At 60.0% G+C, this 17,487-nt stretch carries 17 protein-coding genes; 4 read left to right on the plus strand and 13 right to left on the minus strand.

The window, feature by feature from the left end; translation table 11 throughout:
* Window positions 1–42: 42 nt before the first annotated feature.
* The 9 genes from ACQKIK_RS17785 to ACQKIK_RS17825 form a co-directional block, all read right to left on the minus strand.
* A complete protein-coding gene (locus ACQKIK_RS17785; RefSeq protein ID WP_499136926.1) occupies window positions 43–426 on the minus strand; it encodes an ACT domain-containing protein in 384 nt (127 codons plus the stop codon).
* Between the two features lie 366 nt (window positions 427–792).
* Window positions 793–1,347, minus strand: a complete 555-nt coding sequence (locus ACQKIK_RS17790; protein WP_499136927.1) for a hypothetical protein — start codon at window positions 1,345–1,347, stop codon at window positions 793–795.
* A 170-nt stretch (window positions 1,348–1,517) separates the two neighbouring features.
* The gene (locus ACQKIK_RS17795; protein ID WP_499136928.1) at window positions 1,518–1,748 is read right to left on the minus strand and encodes a hypothetical protein; all 231 of its coding nucleotides are present in this window, start codon (window positions 1,746–1,748) and stop codon (window positions 1,518–1,520) included.
* Between the two features lie 85 nt (window positions 1,749–1,833).
* Entirely contained in the window at window positions 1,834–2,349 is a 516-nt protein-coding gene (locus tag ACQKIK_RS17800; protein WP_499136929.1) for a GNAT family N-acetyltransferase, read from the minus strand.
* 405 nt (window positions 2,350–2,754) lie between these two features.
* On the minus strand, window positions 2,755–3,159 hold the full coding sequence (locus ACQKIK_RS17805) for a VOC family protein (protein ID WP_499136930.1): 405 nt from the start codon (window positions 3,157–3,159) through the stop codon (window positions 2,755–2,757).
* Between the two features lie 244 nt (window positions 3,160–3,403).
* On the minus strand, window positions 3,404–4,402 hold the full coding sequence (locus ACQKIK_RS17810; RefSeq protein WP_499136931.1) for an NAD(P)H-quinone oxidoreductase: 999 nt from the start codon (window positions 4,400–4,402) through the stop codon (window positions 3,404–3,406).
* Window positions 4,403–4,622: 220 nt separating this feature from the next.
* The gene (locus tag ACQKIK_RS17815; protein ID WP_499136933.1) at window positions 4,623–6,659 is read right to left on the minus strand and encodes an ATP-binding protein; all 2,037 of its coding nucleotides are present in this window, start codon (window positions 6,657–6,659) and stop codon (window positions 4,623–4,625) included.
* A gap of 110 nt (window positions 6,660–6,769) precedes the next feature.
* Entirely contained in the window at window positions 6,770–6,967 is a 198-nt protein-coding gene (locus ACQKIK_RS17820; RefSeq protein WP_499136934.1) for a DUF2934 domain-containing protein, read from the minus strand.
* A 156-nt stretch (window positions 6,968–7,123) separates the two neighbouring features.
* Window positions 7,124–9,217, minus strand: coding sequence for a hybrid sensor histidine kinase/response regulator (locus ACQKIK_RS17825; RefSeq protein WP_499136935.1), 2,094 nt, complete (start codon window positions 9,215–9,217; stop codon window positions 7,124–7,126).
* Window positions 9,218–9,594: 377 nt separating this feature from the next.
* Between ACQKIK_RS17825 and ACQKIK_RS17830 the strand changes: the two genes are divergently transcribed.
* Window positions 9,595–11,388, plus strand: a complete 1,794-nt coding sequence (locus tag ACQKIK_RS17830; RefSeq protein ID WP_499136937.1) for a sensor domain-containing phosphodiesterase — start codon at window positions 9,595–9,597, stop codon at window positions 11,386–11,388.
* An 85-nt stretch (window positions 11,389–11,473) separates the two neighbouring features.
* Here the strand turns inward: ACQKIK_RS17830 and ACQKIK_RS17835 are convergent, their stop codons facing one another.
* The 3 genes from ACQKIK_RS17835 to treS form a co-directional block, all read right to left on the minus strand.
* Window positions 11,474–11,656, minus strand: a complete 183-nt coding sequence (locus tag ACQKIK_RS17835) for a hypothetical protein (RefSeq protein ID WP_046163250.1) — start codon at window positions 11,654–11,656, stop codon at window positions 11,474–11,476.
* Window positions 11,657–11,720: 64 nt separating this feature from the next.
* Complete coding sequence (locus ACQKIK_RS17840) at window positions 11,721–12,362, minus strand: eCIS core domain-containing protein (protein ID WP_499136938.1); 642 nt, start codon at window positions 12,360–12,362, stop codon at window positions 11,721–11,723.
* 102 nt (window positions 12,363–12,464) lie between these two features.
* Window positions 12,465–14,534, minus strand: coding sequence for a maltose alpha-D-glucosyltransferase (gene treS, locus ACQKIK_RS17845; RefSeq protein WP_127838054.1), 2,070 nt, complete (start codon window positions 14,532–14,534; stop codon window positions 12,465–12,467).
* Window positions 14,535–14,873: 339 nt separating this feature from the next.
* Here treS and ACQKIK_RS17850 point away from each other — a divergent pair, with 339 nt between their 5' ends.
* Window positions 14,874–15,119, plus strand: coding sequence for an alpha/beta-hydrolase family protein (locus ACQKIK_RS17850; RefSeq protein ID WP_499136939.1), 246 nt, complete (start codon window positions 14,874–14,876; stop codon window positions 15,117–15,119).
* A gap of 62 nt (window positions 15,120–15,181) precedes the next feature.
* Here ACQKIK_RS17850 and pbpG read toward each other — a convergent pair whose 3' ends face one another.
* The gene (gene pbpG / locus ACQKIK_RS17855; protein WP_499136941.1) at window positions 15,182–16,123 is read right to left on the minus strand and encodes a D-alanyl-D-alanine endopeptidase; all 942 of its coding nucleotides are present in this window, start codon (window positions 16,121–16,123) and stop codon (window positions 15,182–15,184) included.
* A 418-nt stretch (window positions 16,124–16,541) separates the two neighbouring features.
* On the opposite strand from pbpG, the gene ACQKIK_RS17860 reads away from it, so the two are divergent.
* Window positions 16,542–16,853, plus strand: coding sequence for a glycine zipper domain-containing protein (locus tag ACQKIK_RS17860; protein ID WP_045422911.1), 312 nt, complete (start codon window positions 16,542–16,544; stop codon window positions 16,851–16,853).
* Between the two features lie 15 nt (window positions 16,854–16,868).
* Window positions 16,869–17,480 (plus strand): NAD(P)-dependent oxidoreductase, encoded by a 612-nt coding sequence (locus ACQKIK_RS17865; protein ID WP_499136942.1) that lies wholly within the window; start codon window positions 16,869–16,871, stop codon window positions 17,478–17,480.
* Window positions 17,481–17,487: the final 7 nt, after the last annotated feature.

Genomic DNA, 17,487 nt, shown 5'->3' on the forward strand with positions numbered 1-17,487 from the left:
CTGAAAGGTAAATAACCGTTCGCTTTTCCCTACTGCGAGTGATCAGCCCAAGAGGCGGTGACCCGCTTCTTTCAGGACCTCCACGGCATTTTCGAGATTCATCGACTTGACCAATATGTAGTCGGTATCGAACGTGCTCACCGCGAAAATGCCGATAGCGGCAGCCGCGAGGGGGTCAAGGAAGGTGGCCAGGACACCCGTCTGATCAAAGGCGAACGGACCTTGCACCTTGATCGCGCGCCAACCGCTGTCCACACGGGCTAAACCGGTTGCGGCACCCTCAGCGCAGACAATCGACAGCTCATCATCCGTCCGGGTGATCGACATAAAGCCTGGTGACGCCAAGACTGCGTTCGGCAGGTCAGCATCCCGCTCCAACTGTGCAATCACAAAGCTTTGGGGGAGGACAGAAAAGCCGTGGTTCATGTCATGTCACCTAGTGAGTAAGCGAGCGGGCCGCGAAGGTAAGACATAGGCGACCCGGCAAATAACAGCAGGAGAAAAATCGGTCCTTTTACCCTGGCGTCACCATCAAGCAGCAGCGCGTGGACAAGCGAAGCGTTGTCCACCCTACGTCACCGCCCTCGCCTGCTCCGCCGGACCTCGGCATCGTAGGGTGGAAAACGGCGGAGCCTTTTCCACGCGTTTCGTCCAGGCTACCTCACTGGACGGGGCAGCGATGAGCCATTGGGTTTTCGCGGTGATTCTTGCAGCGGTTAAAACAGATAACGGAGTTAGCGGACGGGAAAAGCGCCGAATAAATAAATCTGTCCCCTTTTCTTGCGGTTATGTTTACTGTTCACCGAGCTTCGGGAAAGGTGAATCATGGTTGACATCTATCATGTCAAGATTAGTTATTTTAAAGTTGGCGTATTCTTTACCGGTTTGTTTACTTTGGTTTACTTCAGGTTTGCCGTAGACGAAAACAAAAGCCTTTTTGCTGCCGGAGACTATTTTCGTAAGCCTGGTTGAGACGAGTTTTTTAATTTTGTAGGAATCTATTAAGTTGTCGAAAATCATAATTGTTGCATCTAGCGTTTTTTCGCCGAATTTTAATTTCTTCTTGAATTTTATTCTGTAGCCTTGATCTGAGCTGAGTCGGTCAATATATGCCCAGCCATAATAAATTACAGGATATTCCGGCAGTTTTTCTAGATCTTGCTCCCAGACGCATTTCATTATTGATGTATAGGCAGCGTCCTTTCCAAGCACGTTAACCCTTCTTGAGCGAAGAGATCCATCCTTTTCGTATCTGATGTAGCGGCTAACTACTGACCTGACTGAGTATATTTTGCTTGAGCAACCAATTTCCCTCAGTCGCTCCTCAAGGCTGCCGCCTTTGTACATTAATTGTTTTTTTGCCTTTTTTGTCTCAGGGCTTCCGGGGAGTCGCTCGTCGTAATATGAGTCAGGGCGTTTGAGAATAAACTCATCAACTATGGATTTGTCGATTGATTCTTTTTCTTTGTTCTTGTTTTTTCGTAGAGTGTAATTTATTGCATAGTCGACGCCACGAGCTACCTCGCAGGTTTCTGCATGATTTTTCCCATAATTCTGAAATGAGGGACGACCCTCATATTTTGTGCGTCTTTATCTATGTTGCAGCAGGTAACTTGAGCAGTGCAGTCAGTTCCTGGGCAGAGGAATGCTTGTTTATCCGCTATTAGACCTGCCCAGTAGAGGTCGTATGCCTTATCTGGGTCTACATAGTCATCTACTTCAATGCTATACGCGACATCCAGTGACATGCATTACTCCTGTAAACATAACGTTTGGTTAAGGGGCGGGCTTTAGACCGTCCCAGTGAGCGCAGCGAACGATTTGAACCATTTGCTATACGGCGCTGTTCAACTCTATAGTCATGGGCTGAACCAACAGTGGTGAGTCAGCTCTCAACTCTTCAAGCTGTCCTGCAGCGACAAAACCAAATGATTTATAGAAGTTGACTGCCGCTTCGTTGCTTGTTGTGACGCCAAGTGCCATAAGACTGCACCCTCTGCCTAAAGCCCATGATTTAATTTCAAGCAGAAGGGATTTTGCTATGCCTTTACCCCTCAGCTCTGGCGAAACCCACATTTGATAGATGTGCGCGACTTGCAAGTTCGGCTTATGTATAAAGCCCCAAGCAATACCTACGGGCTGACCCTTAAGTTCTGCGATTAATGGCAAAGCATCAATATCACGAGATTTAAGATCTAAACGTGATTTCCATTCCGCATCTGACAATACGGCTTCCTGATTATAAATTGAGCCAAAAGAATCAAGTGATTCCTTTAAAGAATTCAGCCTGGCTGATTTGTATAACTCCCAGGTTTCTGGAGTTAGTATTTTGATCTCAAATTCACTCATGTTTAGGCCGTGTTGTATAACGTTTGGTTAAGGGGCCGGCTTTAGCCGGTCCCAGTGAGCGAAGCGAACGACTGTTTCACGACAGGCTACCAAAGTTTGCTACCCATGAAATGGCACTATTATATTTTTTGAAGCGAGAGTGGCTAAATAGGCATGCTGGAAAAGCAAAGTACAGGCCATGACCACCCCGACAAGAGCCCCTGCTGCTGAACCGATAAAGAGCATAAATACGCCAAATATCAAAAACAACGCTCCCGTTAATGCGTAACCTCTACGGGAGCGGGCTTGGTCAGGGTAGCGGTTTAGCATTTGATACCTAACGTGGAACTAACCGGCCTGCGCAACTTTTTGCGCAGGTCCGGTTTAGTGAATTGTTAGGCCTTATACCAGGCGGTGCATCGCCAATCACGCGGGTGTAATTACAACAGATGAGGTAGAGCGAGTGGCTGGTCCATTGTAGACAGCTTCGATATTGTTGCCATCCGGGTCTAGAACAAAGGCTGCGTAATAGCCAGCATGGTAAGGGCGATAGCCCGGAGCGCCATTGTCACGACCCCCGGCCGCCAAAGCAGCTTTGTAAAAGGCTTGTACCATATCGTGATCTTTTGCCTGGAAAGCTAGGTGAACACGAGAGATATAGTCATCCGCCTTGCTGACTACAAGCTCGTCCGAGAAGAAAAAATCTTTACCTTCATACGGTTCCGGCAAGCCAAGCGAAGGAAGAACTGCTCGATAGAAATGTTTGCTGATCTCGAGATCAGCTACTCGGATTTCGACGTGGTCGATAAGCCTACCTCGATGGAACTCCATGGAGATCTCCTGCGGGCTAACTATAACTAGACACCAAGTGGTGTATAAGACGCCGAACGCGCGTGGTGTATAACATTCCTTCTACGCCTACCCGAACAGCTCTAGCATAGGCGTTACAACGTTATCGGCACCCGTCCGGAATGTTATACACCAAGAGTTTTCAGCTGGATGCGCACCATTCCGCTCCGTCGGCATCTGGTTCGAACACAGCAAGGGCCGGAGCATTACCGGCCCGTCCTCGTGTCTAGCGCCCAACCTCCAACATAATCTTCCCGATGTGCTTGCTGCTTTCCATCAGCCGGTGCGCTTCGGCGGCTTCTTCGAGGGGGAAGGTGGCGTGGATGACGGGGTGGCAGAGGCCCTGGTCCAGCAGGGGCCAGACCTTGTCCTGCAGCGCCTGGGCGATGTCGGCTTTTTCCGCGCGGCTGCGGGGGCGCAGGGTGGAGCCGGTGAAGGTGAGGCGCTTGCGCATGATCGGCGCGGTGTCGAGTTCGACGCGGCTGCCTTTGAGGAAGGCGATCTGCACCAGGCGGCCCTCTACAGCGAGGGATTTGATGTTGCGGGGGATGTAGTCGCCGCCGACCATGTCGAGAATGACGTTGACGCCGCTGCCGTCGGTGTCCTGCTTGAGCACCTCGACGAAGTCTTCTTCGTGGTAGTTGATCACCCGGTCCGCACCGGCACGCCGGCAGGCATCGGCTTTTTCGCTGCTGCCAACCGTCGTGTAGACAGTGGCGCCGAACTGCTTGGCGAGCTGGATGGCGGTCAGGCCGATGCCGCTGGAGCCGCCGTGCACGAGGAAGGCTTCGCCGGGTTGCAGGGCACCGCGCTCGAACACGTTGCTCCAGACGGTGAAGTAGGTTTCCGGCAGCGCCGCCGCTTCCAGCAATGACAGCCCGGCGGGCACTGGCAGGCAGTGTTCGGCCGGGGCCACGCAATATTCAGCGTAGCCGCCACCGGGGGTCAGCGCGCAGACCTGATCGCCGACTTTCCAGCCGCTGACGTCAGCGCCGAGCGCGACGATTTCGCCGGAGATTTCCAGGCCGAGCAGCGGCGAGGCGTCCGCTGGCGGCGGGTAGCTGCCAGAGCGCTGAAACACATCGGGCCGGTTGATGCCGGCGTAGGCCACCCGGACCAGCACGTCGTGCGGGCCGGGCTCGGGCACCGGGCCTTCGGCCATTCGCAGGCATTCGGGGCCGCCGCCGGGGCGGTGATCGATATGACGCATGGTTTCAGCACTCATAGGTTTTCCTTTCAAAGGCGGCTGATAGCCGCGTTGATTGAATTGGCTCGCTGGTACACGGTAGTTCCCGCGAGTCGCAGAGCCAACCCTGATGGGTCAGGTGGATCTGCGGGCTTGCCGGAACCGCAACGCGGTGGCGTTTGGCAAGGGCAGGGGCGGGGCGCTGAGCGGCCCGAGGTTAGCGTTGGGCAGCGCCTCGGCAGAGCGGCCGTCAACTGGCCTACGAACCCAACATCTCTCCGACCTTTTGCGCGAACGCATCGATGGCGAACGGCTTGGCCATCACGGCCATGTCCGGCCCGAGGATGTCATTGGTGGCGAAGCTTTCGGCGTAGCCGGTGGCGAAGAGCACTTTCAGGCCGGGGCGCTGCTGGCGAACGATCTCGGCCAGTTGCCGGCCGTTCATGCCGGGCAGGCCGACGTCCGAGACCATCAGATCGATTCGCTGCGAGCTCTCGGTGATCAACAGCGCTTCGGAGGCTTCGCCGGCTTCCAGCGTCTCGTAGCCCAGGTCGTTGAGCACTTCGACCACCAGCGAGCGGACCACGGGTTCGTCTTCGACCACCAGAATCGTCTCGCCAGTGCCTTGTAGCGTGCGCTCTTGCGCCACTTCCACAGCGCTGGCTTCGCCATGATGAACAGGCAGGTAGAGGTGCACGCGGGTGCCGCTTTCAGGCTTAGACTCGATGTGGATGTAGCCCTTGGCCTGTTTGATGTAGCCATAGATCATCGAAAGCCCAAGCCCGGTGCCCTTGCCGATGGGCTTGGTGGTGAAGAAGGGCTCGAACGCGCGCTCGATGACGTCCGGGCTCATGCCGACGCCGGTGTCGCTGACGGTCAGCAGCACATATTCGCCCTCGGTCAGCCCGCGCCGAGCGGGATCCGGCTCGTTGCCCAGCTGAAAGCTGGCCGTGGAAATGGTAATTCGGCCACCGTGCGGCATGGCATCGCGCGCGTTGATGACCAGGTTGATCACGGCGTTTTCAAGCTGATTCACGTCCATGCAGGCGGGGGGCAGCCCCGCACTGAGTTGGGTGATGACCGCGACGTTCTCGCCGGTGGTGCGGTGGAGAAGATCTTCCAGCGAGGCGACCAGTTGGTTGACGTCGACCGGCTTGAGGTCGAGCGCTTGCTGACGAGAGAAGGCCAGCAGCCGTTGCGTCAGTGCCGACGCACGCTGCGCAGAGGTTACCGCCGCATTGATGTAGCGCTCCACATCCGCGACCTCCCCACGGCGGAAACGTCGCTGCATGAGGTCCAGGCTGCCGATGATGCCGGTCAGCAGGTTGTTGAAGTCGTGAGCGATACCACCAGTGAGCTGGCCGACAGCCTCCATTTTCTGGGCCTGGCGCAGCGCCTGTTCGGTGCGGCTGCGCTCGCTGACCTCTGCGGCCACACGCGCTTCAAGGGTTTCGTTAAGCTGACGCAGCCGTTTCTCGCTGATCTGCTGGGCTTCCTCGGCGTGCTTGCGTGCACTGATGTCGGTGCAGGCCCCAGCTACGTAGGCGAGTTGGCCGGTAGCATCGCGGAAAGCTTTGGCCCGGCAGATCAACCAGGATTCCGGGCTGGTATGCGCCAGGCGGAACTCCACCGCACCATCGAGCGCCTGAGCGTAGCGGTCGAATGCCCGCCGTACCCGCGTGCGGTCTTCGGCATGCACCTGCTCGATGAACCGCTCGAAGCTGTCGAGCCGCTGCCCCAGCGCCAGCCCGAACATCTGCTCCAGCGAGCTATCGAACTGAATGCTGCCGTCGTTCAGGTACCAGTTGAAGGTTCCAGTGCCTGATGCCATCAGCGCGGCACGGAAGCGCTCGTTGGTGTGGCTCAACGCAGCGCGTTCCTCACCTTTTACATGCTCGGTGACATCTTCGACCTGATGAAGGATGCAATGCAGCTCTCCATTGTCGTCCAGCACCGGCACGTTGAGCGGGCTCCAATAGCGCAGCTCGAAGCCGCCACCTTCGGCTTGCGGGCGAGCGATGTCGTATCGGGTAATGGCCATGCGATCCGGTGCACGTGTGTTCAGCACGCGTTCAAGCGAGGCGCGCAAAACGCCGGTACCGAACTCTTTGGGCTCGTCAGGGTTCTTGCGGATTACATCGAAAACCGGTCGCCCGTCGCTGTCTTCCCGACGCGTATTGGTCGCGCGCAACTGCGCATCACTGGCCGCCAGGATCGTGAAGGTCGGATCAGGCGAAAGGATCAGGTGCAGGTTGGGGACAGCCTGAAAGATGGCCTTGTAGTCGAGTGTTTGCATCGGGACGAATAACCAGGTGAAGGAGAGCGCTGTCTGCTTTAGCCGCTGCGAAAATGAAAGTGTCTGGCGTCGGAGACGGCTAACACGCCGCGCTCCGACAGCTCAGCCGATCAGCGTTCGCCTTTCGGCTTGGGCATGGGTATCGCGACACTGCTTTCGATGCTGCCAGCGGTGGCATCGCCTTCCTTGTAGAAAGGTTCCATCTCGTCGCGGGCTTCTGCCCAGTGCTCGTCTTGCTGGCCTTCGGGACGGCCCTTGGCTTCCCAGATTTCGTGGGCGCGTTCGCGGATACGTTGTTCGTCAGCCATGTGTTTGCCCTCTTTGTGCTGATAGAGACGCCATAGCACGGCGTCTCGGCTCGGTTCGGTGCTTTCTCATCTGTATTCAGCAGAGGGGAATAGCAGGCGGATGGTTCCGGCAATAAACCGGGAAGCCGACGAAAGCCCCAGTAAAAGGGTAGGAGTTCAGCCGTGAAGCGCAGGCGGCTGTCCGATCAGCTCGCGCATCCGCTCGGCCAGGCTGTTAACCGAAAACGGTTTGCTGAGCACCGACATTCCGGGCTCCAGCAGGCCGTTGTGGAACAATGCGTTCTCGGCATAACCGGTGATGAACAGCACGCGCAGATCGGGACGAGCGAGCCGACCGGCATTGGCGAGCTGCAGACCGTTCATGCCCCCGGGCAGGCCGACATCGGTCAGCAGCAGATCGAGGTGCTCGCCGGACTGCAGCACTTCGAGTGCCGCAACCCCGTCGGCGACGACGATGGCGCGATAGCCGAGATCCGCCAGTAGATCGGTGATCAGCAGCCGCACCGTCGGTTCGTCATCGACGACCAGCACCGTTTCGCCTCGTTGGGCGGGCAGCACGGGAGCCGGACCGAGCGGGCCGTTATCGCGTTCCGCCGTGCCGGTGTACCGCGGCAAGTAGAGGCTGACGGTGGTGCCGATACCAAGCTGGGAATGGATACGCACCTGACCACCGGACTGCTGCGTAAATCCATGGATCATCGACAGGCCGAGGCCTGTTCCTTCCCCCATCGGCTTGGTGGTGAAGAAGGGGTCGAAGGCTTTGGTCAGCACCTCGGGCGACATGCCGGTGCCGCTGTCGGTGACGCGGATGGCCAGGTATTCGCCCTCGGGAATGTCCTGCTGCCGGGCACTCTCGGCATCGAACACGCGGTTGCCGGTTTCGACCGTGATGCGACCGCCCTCAGGCATTGCGTCGCGGGCATTGAGGCACAGGTTGAGTAGGGCATTTTCCAGCTGTGACGGGTCGACCCGAGCCGTCCACAAATCAGCGGTGCAGTAACTCTCCACGACGATGTTCGGCCCCACGGTGCGCTGGACCATGTCGAGCATGCCGCTGACCAGCCGACCGGCATTGATGGCTTTGGGGGCCAGCGTCTGACGGCGGGAAAAGGCCAGCAGGCGATGGGTCAGCGCCGCGGCCCGCTTGGTCGCACCCTGCGCTACCAGCAGATATTTCGAGACCTCGCCGGTGCGGTCCTGCCGAATGCGGGCCTCGATCATTTCCAGGCTGACGGAGATGCCGGCGAGCAGGTTGTTGAAGTCGTGCGCCAGGCCGCCGGTGAGCTGGCCGACTGCTTCCATCTTCTGGGCCTGACGCAGCTGCTCGTGGGTCGACTCGAGTTGTGCCTGACGCTCTATTTCTTCGGTGATGTCACGGCCGGTGGCGTACGTTTTGTCACCGGCGGGTGCGGCGACCCACGAAATCCAGTGGTGCGCCCCGTTCTTGTGTCGGTAGCGATTGACGATCCGCACCTGCTTGCCACCGGCTGTAGTCAGGTAGGCGTCAACGGTACGCAGATGGTCTTCTTCGGTAATGAATTCATTGATGTGATGGCCGATCAGTTCTTCGGGCTGGTAGCCGAGCAGGGTCGTCCATGCTGGGTTCACACGCTGGAATATCCCTTCGAAGTTGATCACCACCATCAAGTCGGGCGAGGTGTCCCACATCAGGTTGCGTTCTTCCGTGCGGATGGCAACCTCTTGAGCCAACTGCTCGTTCATGTCACGCAACTGCTGCTTGGCGACCAGGCGCTGCTGTTCGGCAACCACCTGACCGGTGATCTCGATGCCCTGGTTCAGCAGGCCGACGACTCTGCCGTCTTCACCGAAAATCGGTGTCGCGCTGATGTTCCAATAGGTGATTTCTGGTTGGCCGTTGCGCACCATTGGCAACTCGACCCGGTCCTGCGCGAAGCCTTCCCCCGTGCGCATCGCATGTTCAAACGGGGGCGCCACCAGGTCCCAGACGTCACCCCATACCTCGGCTACCGGCCGCCCTATCGCGGCAGGATGACGATCGGCCATTGAGGCGACGTAAGCATCGTTATAGAGCATTCGCAGCTCTGGCCCCCAGAGCACCGTTCCCAACAGCGGGGAATTCAGACAGGCGCCGACCATGGAGCGCAAGGATTGCGGCCAACACTCGACAGGGCCGAACGGCGTGGCCGCCCAATCATGGTTTCGCATCAATGCGCCCATTTCCCCTCCACCGACGAGAAAATCAGGCACCTCATTCATCGCATCGGGCATGTCCGGGCATCGTCCTGTGGTGCCGCCGCCAGGCGGCGGCTTTGTACTGCTGGCTTTTCGGCGGTTATGAACCACGGAGGCGAATTCACCTCTGGGGGTGAAGGTTGGAAAGCGATGCGTCGAAGGCGTTCCGGAGCGACAGATAAGCGAGAAGCCTACAAGCATGCTGGCGCGTATTCACTATGAGGATGCTCATGTCGCACCCATCTGCACCTCCCGTCGGCACCTCATCAAGGAACAAACGAGCCGGTCGATATGCGGGCAAGAGGTCCCGTTGTGCCGACCGTTCGGGCATGACGTCCAGATATCCGTTGCAACCCATACCGGACGCCGCGCCGACGGCTCGGACCCATTCGAATTTCCAGGCAGTCGATCATATGGCTGGTGCTCCCACCCCGATAAATGAAGCGCAGCGACAGCTGCAAGTGACGCAGCTGTGCCGGCTGGACACGGCGCCCGACGAGGTGTTCGAGCACATCGTGGCGATGGTGGCGGAGTATTTCCAGGCGCCGATTGCGTTGATCTCGATCGTCGACGAACAGCGCCAGTGGTTCACAGCCCGGATCGGGCTGCTGACGCAGGAGACGCCGCGACACGATTCCTTCTGCGCCTATGCAATCCTCGCCAACGAGCCGCTCCAGGTGCTCGATGCCACCCAGGATGTGCGCTTCCAGAACAACCCGCTTGTCACGGGCGAGCCAGGCATTCGTTTTTATGCGGGCATGCCACTGATTACGCCGGAAGGGCTGGGCCTGGGCAGCCTGTGCATCATCGACACCAAGCCGCGACGGGCTATGACCCCGCAGGAACTGTCGATGCTTGGCCATTTCGCCAAACTGACGATGGCGCGCATCCTGACGCTGCGCAACACCAACTTCATCGATGCATCCACGGGTTTGTACAACCGCTCGCGGCTCGAAGATGACGTGGCGCGGGCAGCTGCCACGTCTGATCAGAGCAATGTATTGGTCGTGGCCGATGTGATCGGGCCGATGCTGTTGAACGACATCATCAAGGTGCTCGGTCACAGCTTTGCCCAAGCGCTGATGCTGCGCATGAAACAGACCCTGCAAGCGCAGCTTCCAGATCGGTGCGGGCTGTATTGCATCAGCCCGACTCGTTTTGCTTTTCTGATCCCCGACGGGCCGCAGGATGAACTGATCCAGCTCTATGACCGGATCATCGCGGCGTTCGACGCCCCGGTGCAGTGCAATTCGATTCCAATCAAGACCCAGGTCGGTCTCGGCGTGCTGCCGCTGCACAGTGGCGTACTGGAGCAGGACTGGCTACGCCTGGCGATCACGTCGGCGGACGACGCGCGTGATCGTGGCATCGGCTGGTCGCCTTACGAATCCCGACTCGATGCGGTGCAGCAGCGTGCCTTCACCTTGCTCAGCGGTCTCGCCGAGGCGTTGCACAGCGACGGACAGCTGCGGCTGGTCTATCAGCCGCGTATCAGCCTGGTGGATGGGCACTGCACTGCGGTCGAGGCGCTGCTGCGCTGGGATCATCCGACGCTCGGCGCCATCGGCCCGGCGGAATTCATTCCGCTGGCCGAGAAGACCGCGCTGATCCGCGAGCTGAGCCTGTGGGTCGCCGAGAAGGCCGTCATGCAGGCGGCGACCTGGCAGCGCCAGGGGGCGAGGTTCAAGGTCGCTATCAACGTGTCGGCGTCGGATCTGGACAGTCCGGCCTTTGTCGACCGCATCATTGAGTTGCTGAACGATCAACGTGTCGACCCGAGAAGTCTGGAGGTGGAATTTACCGAAAGCGCGCTGATGCGTAACCCGGGCGAAGTCAGTCGCCAGCTGCTGCGCCTGCGCTCACTGGGCGTGGAGGTGGCCATCGATGACTTCGGCACCGGCTACAGCAACTGGACCTATCTGCGCGACCTGCCGGCATCGACGGTCAAGCTCGATCAATCCTTCATCCGCAACCTGGGCGACGACGAGAAAGACTGTCGGCTGGTGCGAACCATCATCGATTTGGCCAAGCGCCTCGAACTGCGCGTCGTGGCCGAAGGAATCGAAACCCAGGCGGTCTACGATCTGGTGGCCCAGTGGGGCTGTGAGGAGGGACAGGGGTATTACATTGCCCGCCCCATGGCGCCTGAGCTGCTGCCGGGTTGGGCGGACGAAAACACCCAGGCGACTCAAGGCAGCGCCGGTTGAGTCGCCGCGGCGAGAGGGCATCGGTCAGCCGAAAATAAGCTGTCGGATTGTCAGGCCCTGCGCGGCCGTTCAGCTGGCGCAGCGGTCACCCTTTTGCGGCCTGACGTTCATCGCTGGCCCGCACGGCGCTCTGTGCGGCTTCGACATCGTCCAGCAGGTATTTCACCTTGCCCTCATGGTCGGTGACGCGGAATACCACCTCGACCTCGGGCCCACGCATCTCCTCGGGGATATCGTTGCCCTGGAGCTTGGTCACGGTAACAGGCATGGCAGTCTCCTTATGGCGATAAGGTTGTGACCGGAGCTGCCCTGGACCGATCCCTCGATCTAGGTCATTCGGCTGAATGGCGCGACGCTGTGCTTCCGCCGGCTTCGCGCAAGGCCGCTTCGCGCTCGAGCTGCAGCTCCATGGCATAACCCGGCCGTTCGACGCTGCTGTAATCGCGGGTATAGCGCCGCGCAAATTCGCCTACGCCCCATTCCAGGTATTGCTCGACGTGCTTGACCTCGTGCGCCCAGAGGGCAACGTTGTCCAGGGCATCGGCCTCGTTGCGGAAAACGATGATGTCGATCAGCGTCACCGCGACGATGTCCGGGTTGCGCAGCAGGGTGTTGGCGGCGGTGAGCACGCTGTCATCGCCGACGCGGTAGCGCGCGGTTTCCAACACCACCAGATCGAAATAGGGCTCGAGCTGCGAGCGGATGTGCAGCGGAATAGGCTGGCTCTCCTGCAACGCCAGCCGATCGCGCGACTGGCGAATCCAGGTCTCCAGCCCCGCGGCAGCTAACCACTGCACCTGCTCGTACAGCGTTTCGGAATGCTGCGCAGAGACCGGCATGCATACGCAGGCGCCGAGGCAGAGGGGCTGTTGGCCGGATGGGCAGGCGGTCTGCGCCTGGCTCGAAAAAATCGACGAACCGAGCACGCAGGCGAACACCGTGCGCAGGAAACGGAAGCGGGAGGTGGCGGACACGTATGCACTCTTCGGATGAGCTAGGCGGCCCGCAGGGCCGGCCGGCGCGCACTATAGCTGCGCCGGCGAGCCAAGCGAAGAGGGCGCTGCGCTGATGCTCGGTCAGAGCACCGGTGATGCGGCGCTGACCACGCGCAGGGCAAGGCCTTCGTAAGGGTCGAGGTTGAAGGTCATCTCACCGTTTTCGGTGAGGTCGCCTTCGATGCTTTCATGAATGATGTCCACCACCGGCCCGGGCGCCACGCCGGGAAGGGTGACCGTCTCGCTGATGGTCTCGGCGCTGAAGTTGAGCGCCGTGATCTGCACGCCTTTGCCTGCGGGCAGCTCATGGACCATTACCAGTAACCCTGGCGCCTGCACGTCCGGAATCAGGATCTGCTTGCTGGCGGCGATGTCGTAGGCGCGGCGCACGCTGAGGATGCGCTTGAGCTGGCAGGCGAACGACCCGGTGTTTTTCAGCTGTTCGACCAGGCTGCCATACAGCGAGCGCGCCTTGGGCAGGCCCTCGCTAGAGGTGTCCACCTCGGGTGCGATATCGGCCAGGTCGTAGCCGCCGCGATGCAGCCAGCGGGTGTCGCCTTCGGTCATCAGGTGTTCCACCTGCTCGGCTTCCAGCGGCAACGCGCCGACCAGATCCCAGCCGGAGAGGGCGAACACGCCAGGCTGCATGGCATTGAACATCACCAGCAGGATATGCAGGCGTTGGATCTGTTCGATATCGGCCGCGCTGATGGTGTTGAGGTCACGGATGCCCAGCGCCGCCGTGATGACGCTGACGGTGGTGCACGACACGCCGTTGGTGACGAACTTGAGGTTGTAGGGCGCGTGCTCGCCTGTCAGGCGTTCGTACATCTCCTCGCGGATGTGCTCGCGCAGGACGCCGCCGGGCAGGGTCTGCCCGTGATAGTGGTAATGGTCGTAGGCGTGCAGTGTCCAGAAATGCACCAGTTCCAGGGTAAGCTCGTCGTGGTTCTGCATCGCGTGGATCAGCGAAGCCGGGTCGATGCCGAAGGCGTGGACCTCACGCAGCATCAACCGCAGGAATTCGGTATCCCCGGTCACCAGGGCGTGGTGATAGGCCGGACGGGTGATGAAGTCGTAGGACAGGTCGGCTCCGCCATGGGACATCGAGGCGATGTCGTCGATGGTCAGGTTCAGTTCCTGGAAGCTGAAACCACCGGCTTTGCGGATGGCACCCGCGATGAGCTGGTTGCCGGTCACCGAGAGCGGATGGCCTTCGGACCAGGCGGTGCCTTCAGCGCGACGCTCGACACCCAGGAAGCCGTTGGCGTCCAGGCGCAAGACCCGCGCGCCCGAGACGTCGATGGCATGCAGCGCATCGCCAATGATCAGTTGCTGGGCGGCGAAGGTGGGGTCGAGCCAGTTCAGCGACGGCTGGCCTTCCTTGAAGTAGTGCAGGTACACCCAGCGCCGACGCTTGCCATCAACACCGGTCACGATGCCGGTCACGCTCCAGTCGGTGTCCTTGATGCCCGGCTCGAAGAAGATCACCCGCTGCAGCTGGCCGACGATGTAGTGCTTTTCCTTCAACTGGTCGACCACCGGCGGCGACAGGTTGATCGCATCCCGGCCCTTGGGCACGTCCGGCAGCAGGGGCCAGTCTTCTTCGTTGATCTCGACCATGTGGTAGAGACCGGGGTAATCACCGTAAGCCATTTCGGCAAGACGGAAATCCGCGCCCTTGCCGGTGTGCGCCGGGACGACGTCATCGATGACGATGGCGTTGTGCGCGGCCGCCATACGGCTGAGCTGCTGCATCTCCGCCTCGGTGCCGAGGTTGGGGTCGATATCGAAGCTGATGCGGTCGAAGTTGCCATCAATGGTGGGGGTGTACTCGCGCCCACGCAGGCCGCCGGAGCGCTTCATCGGGCCGTTGTGGATGCCCTGCACGCCAAGCTCGGACAGCGCGCTCCAGAGGCGATCGTCCCCCAGCGCCTGCAACACCGAGCCGCCTTCGGGCGTGATGATCGCCGCTGGGTAGGCGGTGAACCACACCGAGGAAATCGCACTGGCATCACGCGGTCGCGCCTGGGCGTATGGGCGCTGCCAAAGCCGCGCCTGGCCGGCATAGAGTCGGGCCCGATCACGGGCGGCTTTAAGCATGGACTGGCTTTCCAGCCACTCGATGTAGGTATTGTCTGGCGTGCTCATAACGACCTTCGGTTCCCGTTGCGCTGAGGGCGAATGTAGTCGTTTGAGTAGGGCGGGCCAGCATCGTTGCATTGGATTCCATGGATCACCACTTCAGCAAAGCAGCCTTTCTACCCAGCTCAACCTCAAGCCGCGCCACCACGCTTTTTCGTAGGAGCCAGCTTGCTGGCGATCCGGACCTCCGCGGTGCCGAAAACATCGCCAGCAAGCTGGCTCCTACAGACGGCGCTGTGCCGATACCGGCTGATAGATATCGTCGGCCATTCATGACGCGGCGAGTAGACCGAGCAGGGAACCGTGACGACCCAGACGCCTCGAAAAGACCGAGCGGCAGCCGCCGTGGATTCAATCATCGTCGAAGCTGTGGGGTTGGCGGTCGACATGGCAGTCACCAACCCGACACCACCGGGCCATGGGCATTTGTATGCGCCTGCCGATTATGTCGATGCCTGGCGGTTGGTGACTGCGCCCAACGGTTGGAATGACGAGACCTTGTCCCGCCTGAAAGCCCATCTGACCCGCGAACTCGCCAGGGCCGCCGAACAGGACGGCAATGAAGCATCCTACGGCAATCGTGGCGGCTAGATCGGTCGCCCTTCGCCTGGCTCAACCACCACGCGACGAGACGTGGCGGTGGTGGCGAACGGTCAGCGCGTGCCGATCACCGTCGCCGCATCGCCCGGTTGGCCCGCAAGCTGACGTTGGGCGATCTTCTGCTGCTTATAGGCCAGAGCAGCCGGCGCGACCGGCGTCACCTTGCCGGTTTCCATCCACTTCTTCAGGCGGTTGGCATCGGCCATGTGGGTGTACTTGCCAAAGGCATCAAGCACCACGAAGGCTACGGGGCGCTTGTTCATCACGGTGCGCATCACCAGGCAATGGCCGGCCGCATTGGTAAAGCCGGTCTTGGTCAGCTGGATGCTCCAGTCCGGCTTGCGCACCAGGGCATTGGTATTGCGGAAACCCAGGGTGTAGTTGGGCTTGTGGAAGGCCACGGTCTTTTCGCTGGTGGTGCTGAACTGCTCGATCAATGGATAGGCCTGGCTGGCCTTGAGCAGTTTGACCAGGTCATTGGCGCTGGAGACGTTCCGCTCGGACAGGCCGGTGGGCTCGACATAGCGCGTATGGGTCATTCCCAGCGCTTTGGCTTTGGCGTTCATCGCCTGGATGAAGGCGCTGTAACCGCCCGGATAATGGTGCGCCAGGCTCGCCGCGGCGCGGTTCTCGGACGACATCAGTGTCAACAGCAGCATTTCGCGACGGCTGATTTCGCTGCCGATGCGTACACGCGAATACACACCCTGCATTTCGCGCGCGTCACGGATGGTGACGGACAGGCGCTGATCGAGCGGCAGCTTGGCGTCGAGCGCCACCATCGCGGTCATCAGCTTGGTCACCGATGCGATCGGCACCACCACGTCTGGATTGCTGGAATAGAGCACTTCATTGGTTTTCAGATCGATCACCAGCGCGCTCCCGGAGGCCAGCTCCTGTTGCACAGGGGCCTTCGCAGCAGCGGTGGAAACGGGGGTCAACATGGCGCTGCTGCAGGCGAGCAGCAAGCCGAGAATGGAATGACGAAGCTTCAAGATGGACACCGATGAATTGGCAGTGAAAAAAAGGCGCGCCGAAGCAGACGGACGCGGCGCGCATTATACGGAAAAGGCGAGCATAAACATGGCCGCCAGCCCTTATATTTAGGCGCTTGCAGCGTATCGACCGGGCGCAGGGTTCTGGCCGTTTCGCTTGTTTCGCCTCACGGATCGTTCAGCGCAACGACCACAATCCAAAGCGTAGAACAACAAGCGTCGCGCTGCTGGGTTTGCCGGCTCGCGGCTCATAAGGTTGTCGGCAGCGCGACTTTTCGCCACAACCGAGCCGACCGGCGGAACCCAGTTACTATTGATAGGTCCGCTTCTAGCAGTCCGGGTGTTTTGGTTGACCACGACCGAAGGCACCTTCACTGCTTCGCAGAGTCCAAACCCTACATTCAAAGGGGAAAACGCTATGTCCCGCTTCAGCCGCACACCTACCACCCGCGACGAAATCGAGCGCGAAATCCAGAATTTGATGACCGCGCTTGACGATCTCAAGGACGACGCCTCGCGCGAATCGCGTCATCGTTTCAACGCCCTGCGTTCGCGCGCGGAGACGCTGTGGAACGACAACAAGTGGGACGAGCACTGCCACGACCTGTCCCGCCGCGGCCGTGATGCCGGACGCATGGCCAAGGATTGCGCTCGCGAGCATCCGCTGAGCACGGTCGCTCTGGCCGCTGGCGCAGTTGCGCTGATTGGCTATCTGGCCACGCGTCGCTGATACGGCCGAGCCGTCATGCTCAACGCTGAAACGCCGCGGCTCAAGTTCGCTCTGTATGGCGCGCATTCGAGCCTCGGCAACGCGCTGCTCTGCGAGCTGCTGACCCGGCAACACGAAGCCGTGGCCCTGGTCGACGATCTCAATTCGATGACCGTCCGCCCAGGACTGCGCGCCAAGACCGGTGATCTGTTCGATGCCATCAGTGTCTCGCAGAGCGTGGCCGGGATGGATGCGGTGATCTGTCTATACGACAGCCCGTCATTGGCCACAGCCTCCGGCGCAGCAGCCAATCATCAGCCGCATGACCTGTATCAGGCGGTCAATGCCTTGCTGTCCGGGTTGCCAAAGGTTGGTGTCGAACGGCTGGTACTGGTCGCCAATCTGTCCGCGAAGGGCGACGATCCGAACGTCACCGCCGCGCTGCAACGCATTGCTGCTCATCCGTTGAAGTGGACACTGGTGGATGCCAACGCTGATGGCGACGACCTGTCGATCGAGGATTTCAGCGTGATTGACGATCTCGACCCCAGCGATCGACGTGTGCAGCTACGGCGTATCGCTGCGGGAATCGTCGACGAGCTGGAGACACCGCAGCACCTGCACGAGCAGATTCACTTCCGTATTTGAGCGACCC

The organism is Pseudomonas sp. NPDC047961 (assembly GCF_050272435.1).
Classification (GTDB): Bacteria; Pseudomonadota; Gammaproteobacteria; order Pseudomonadales; family Pseudomonadaceae; genus Stutzerimonas.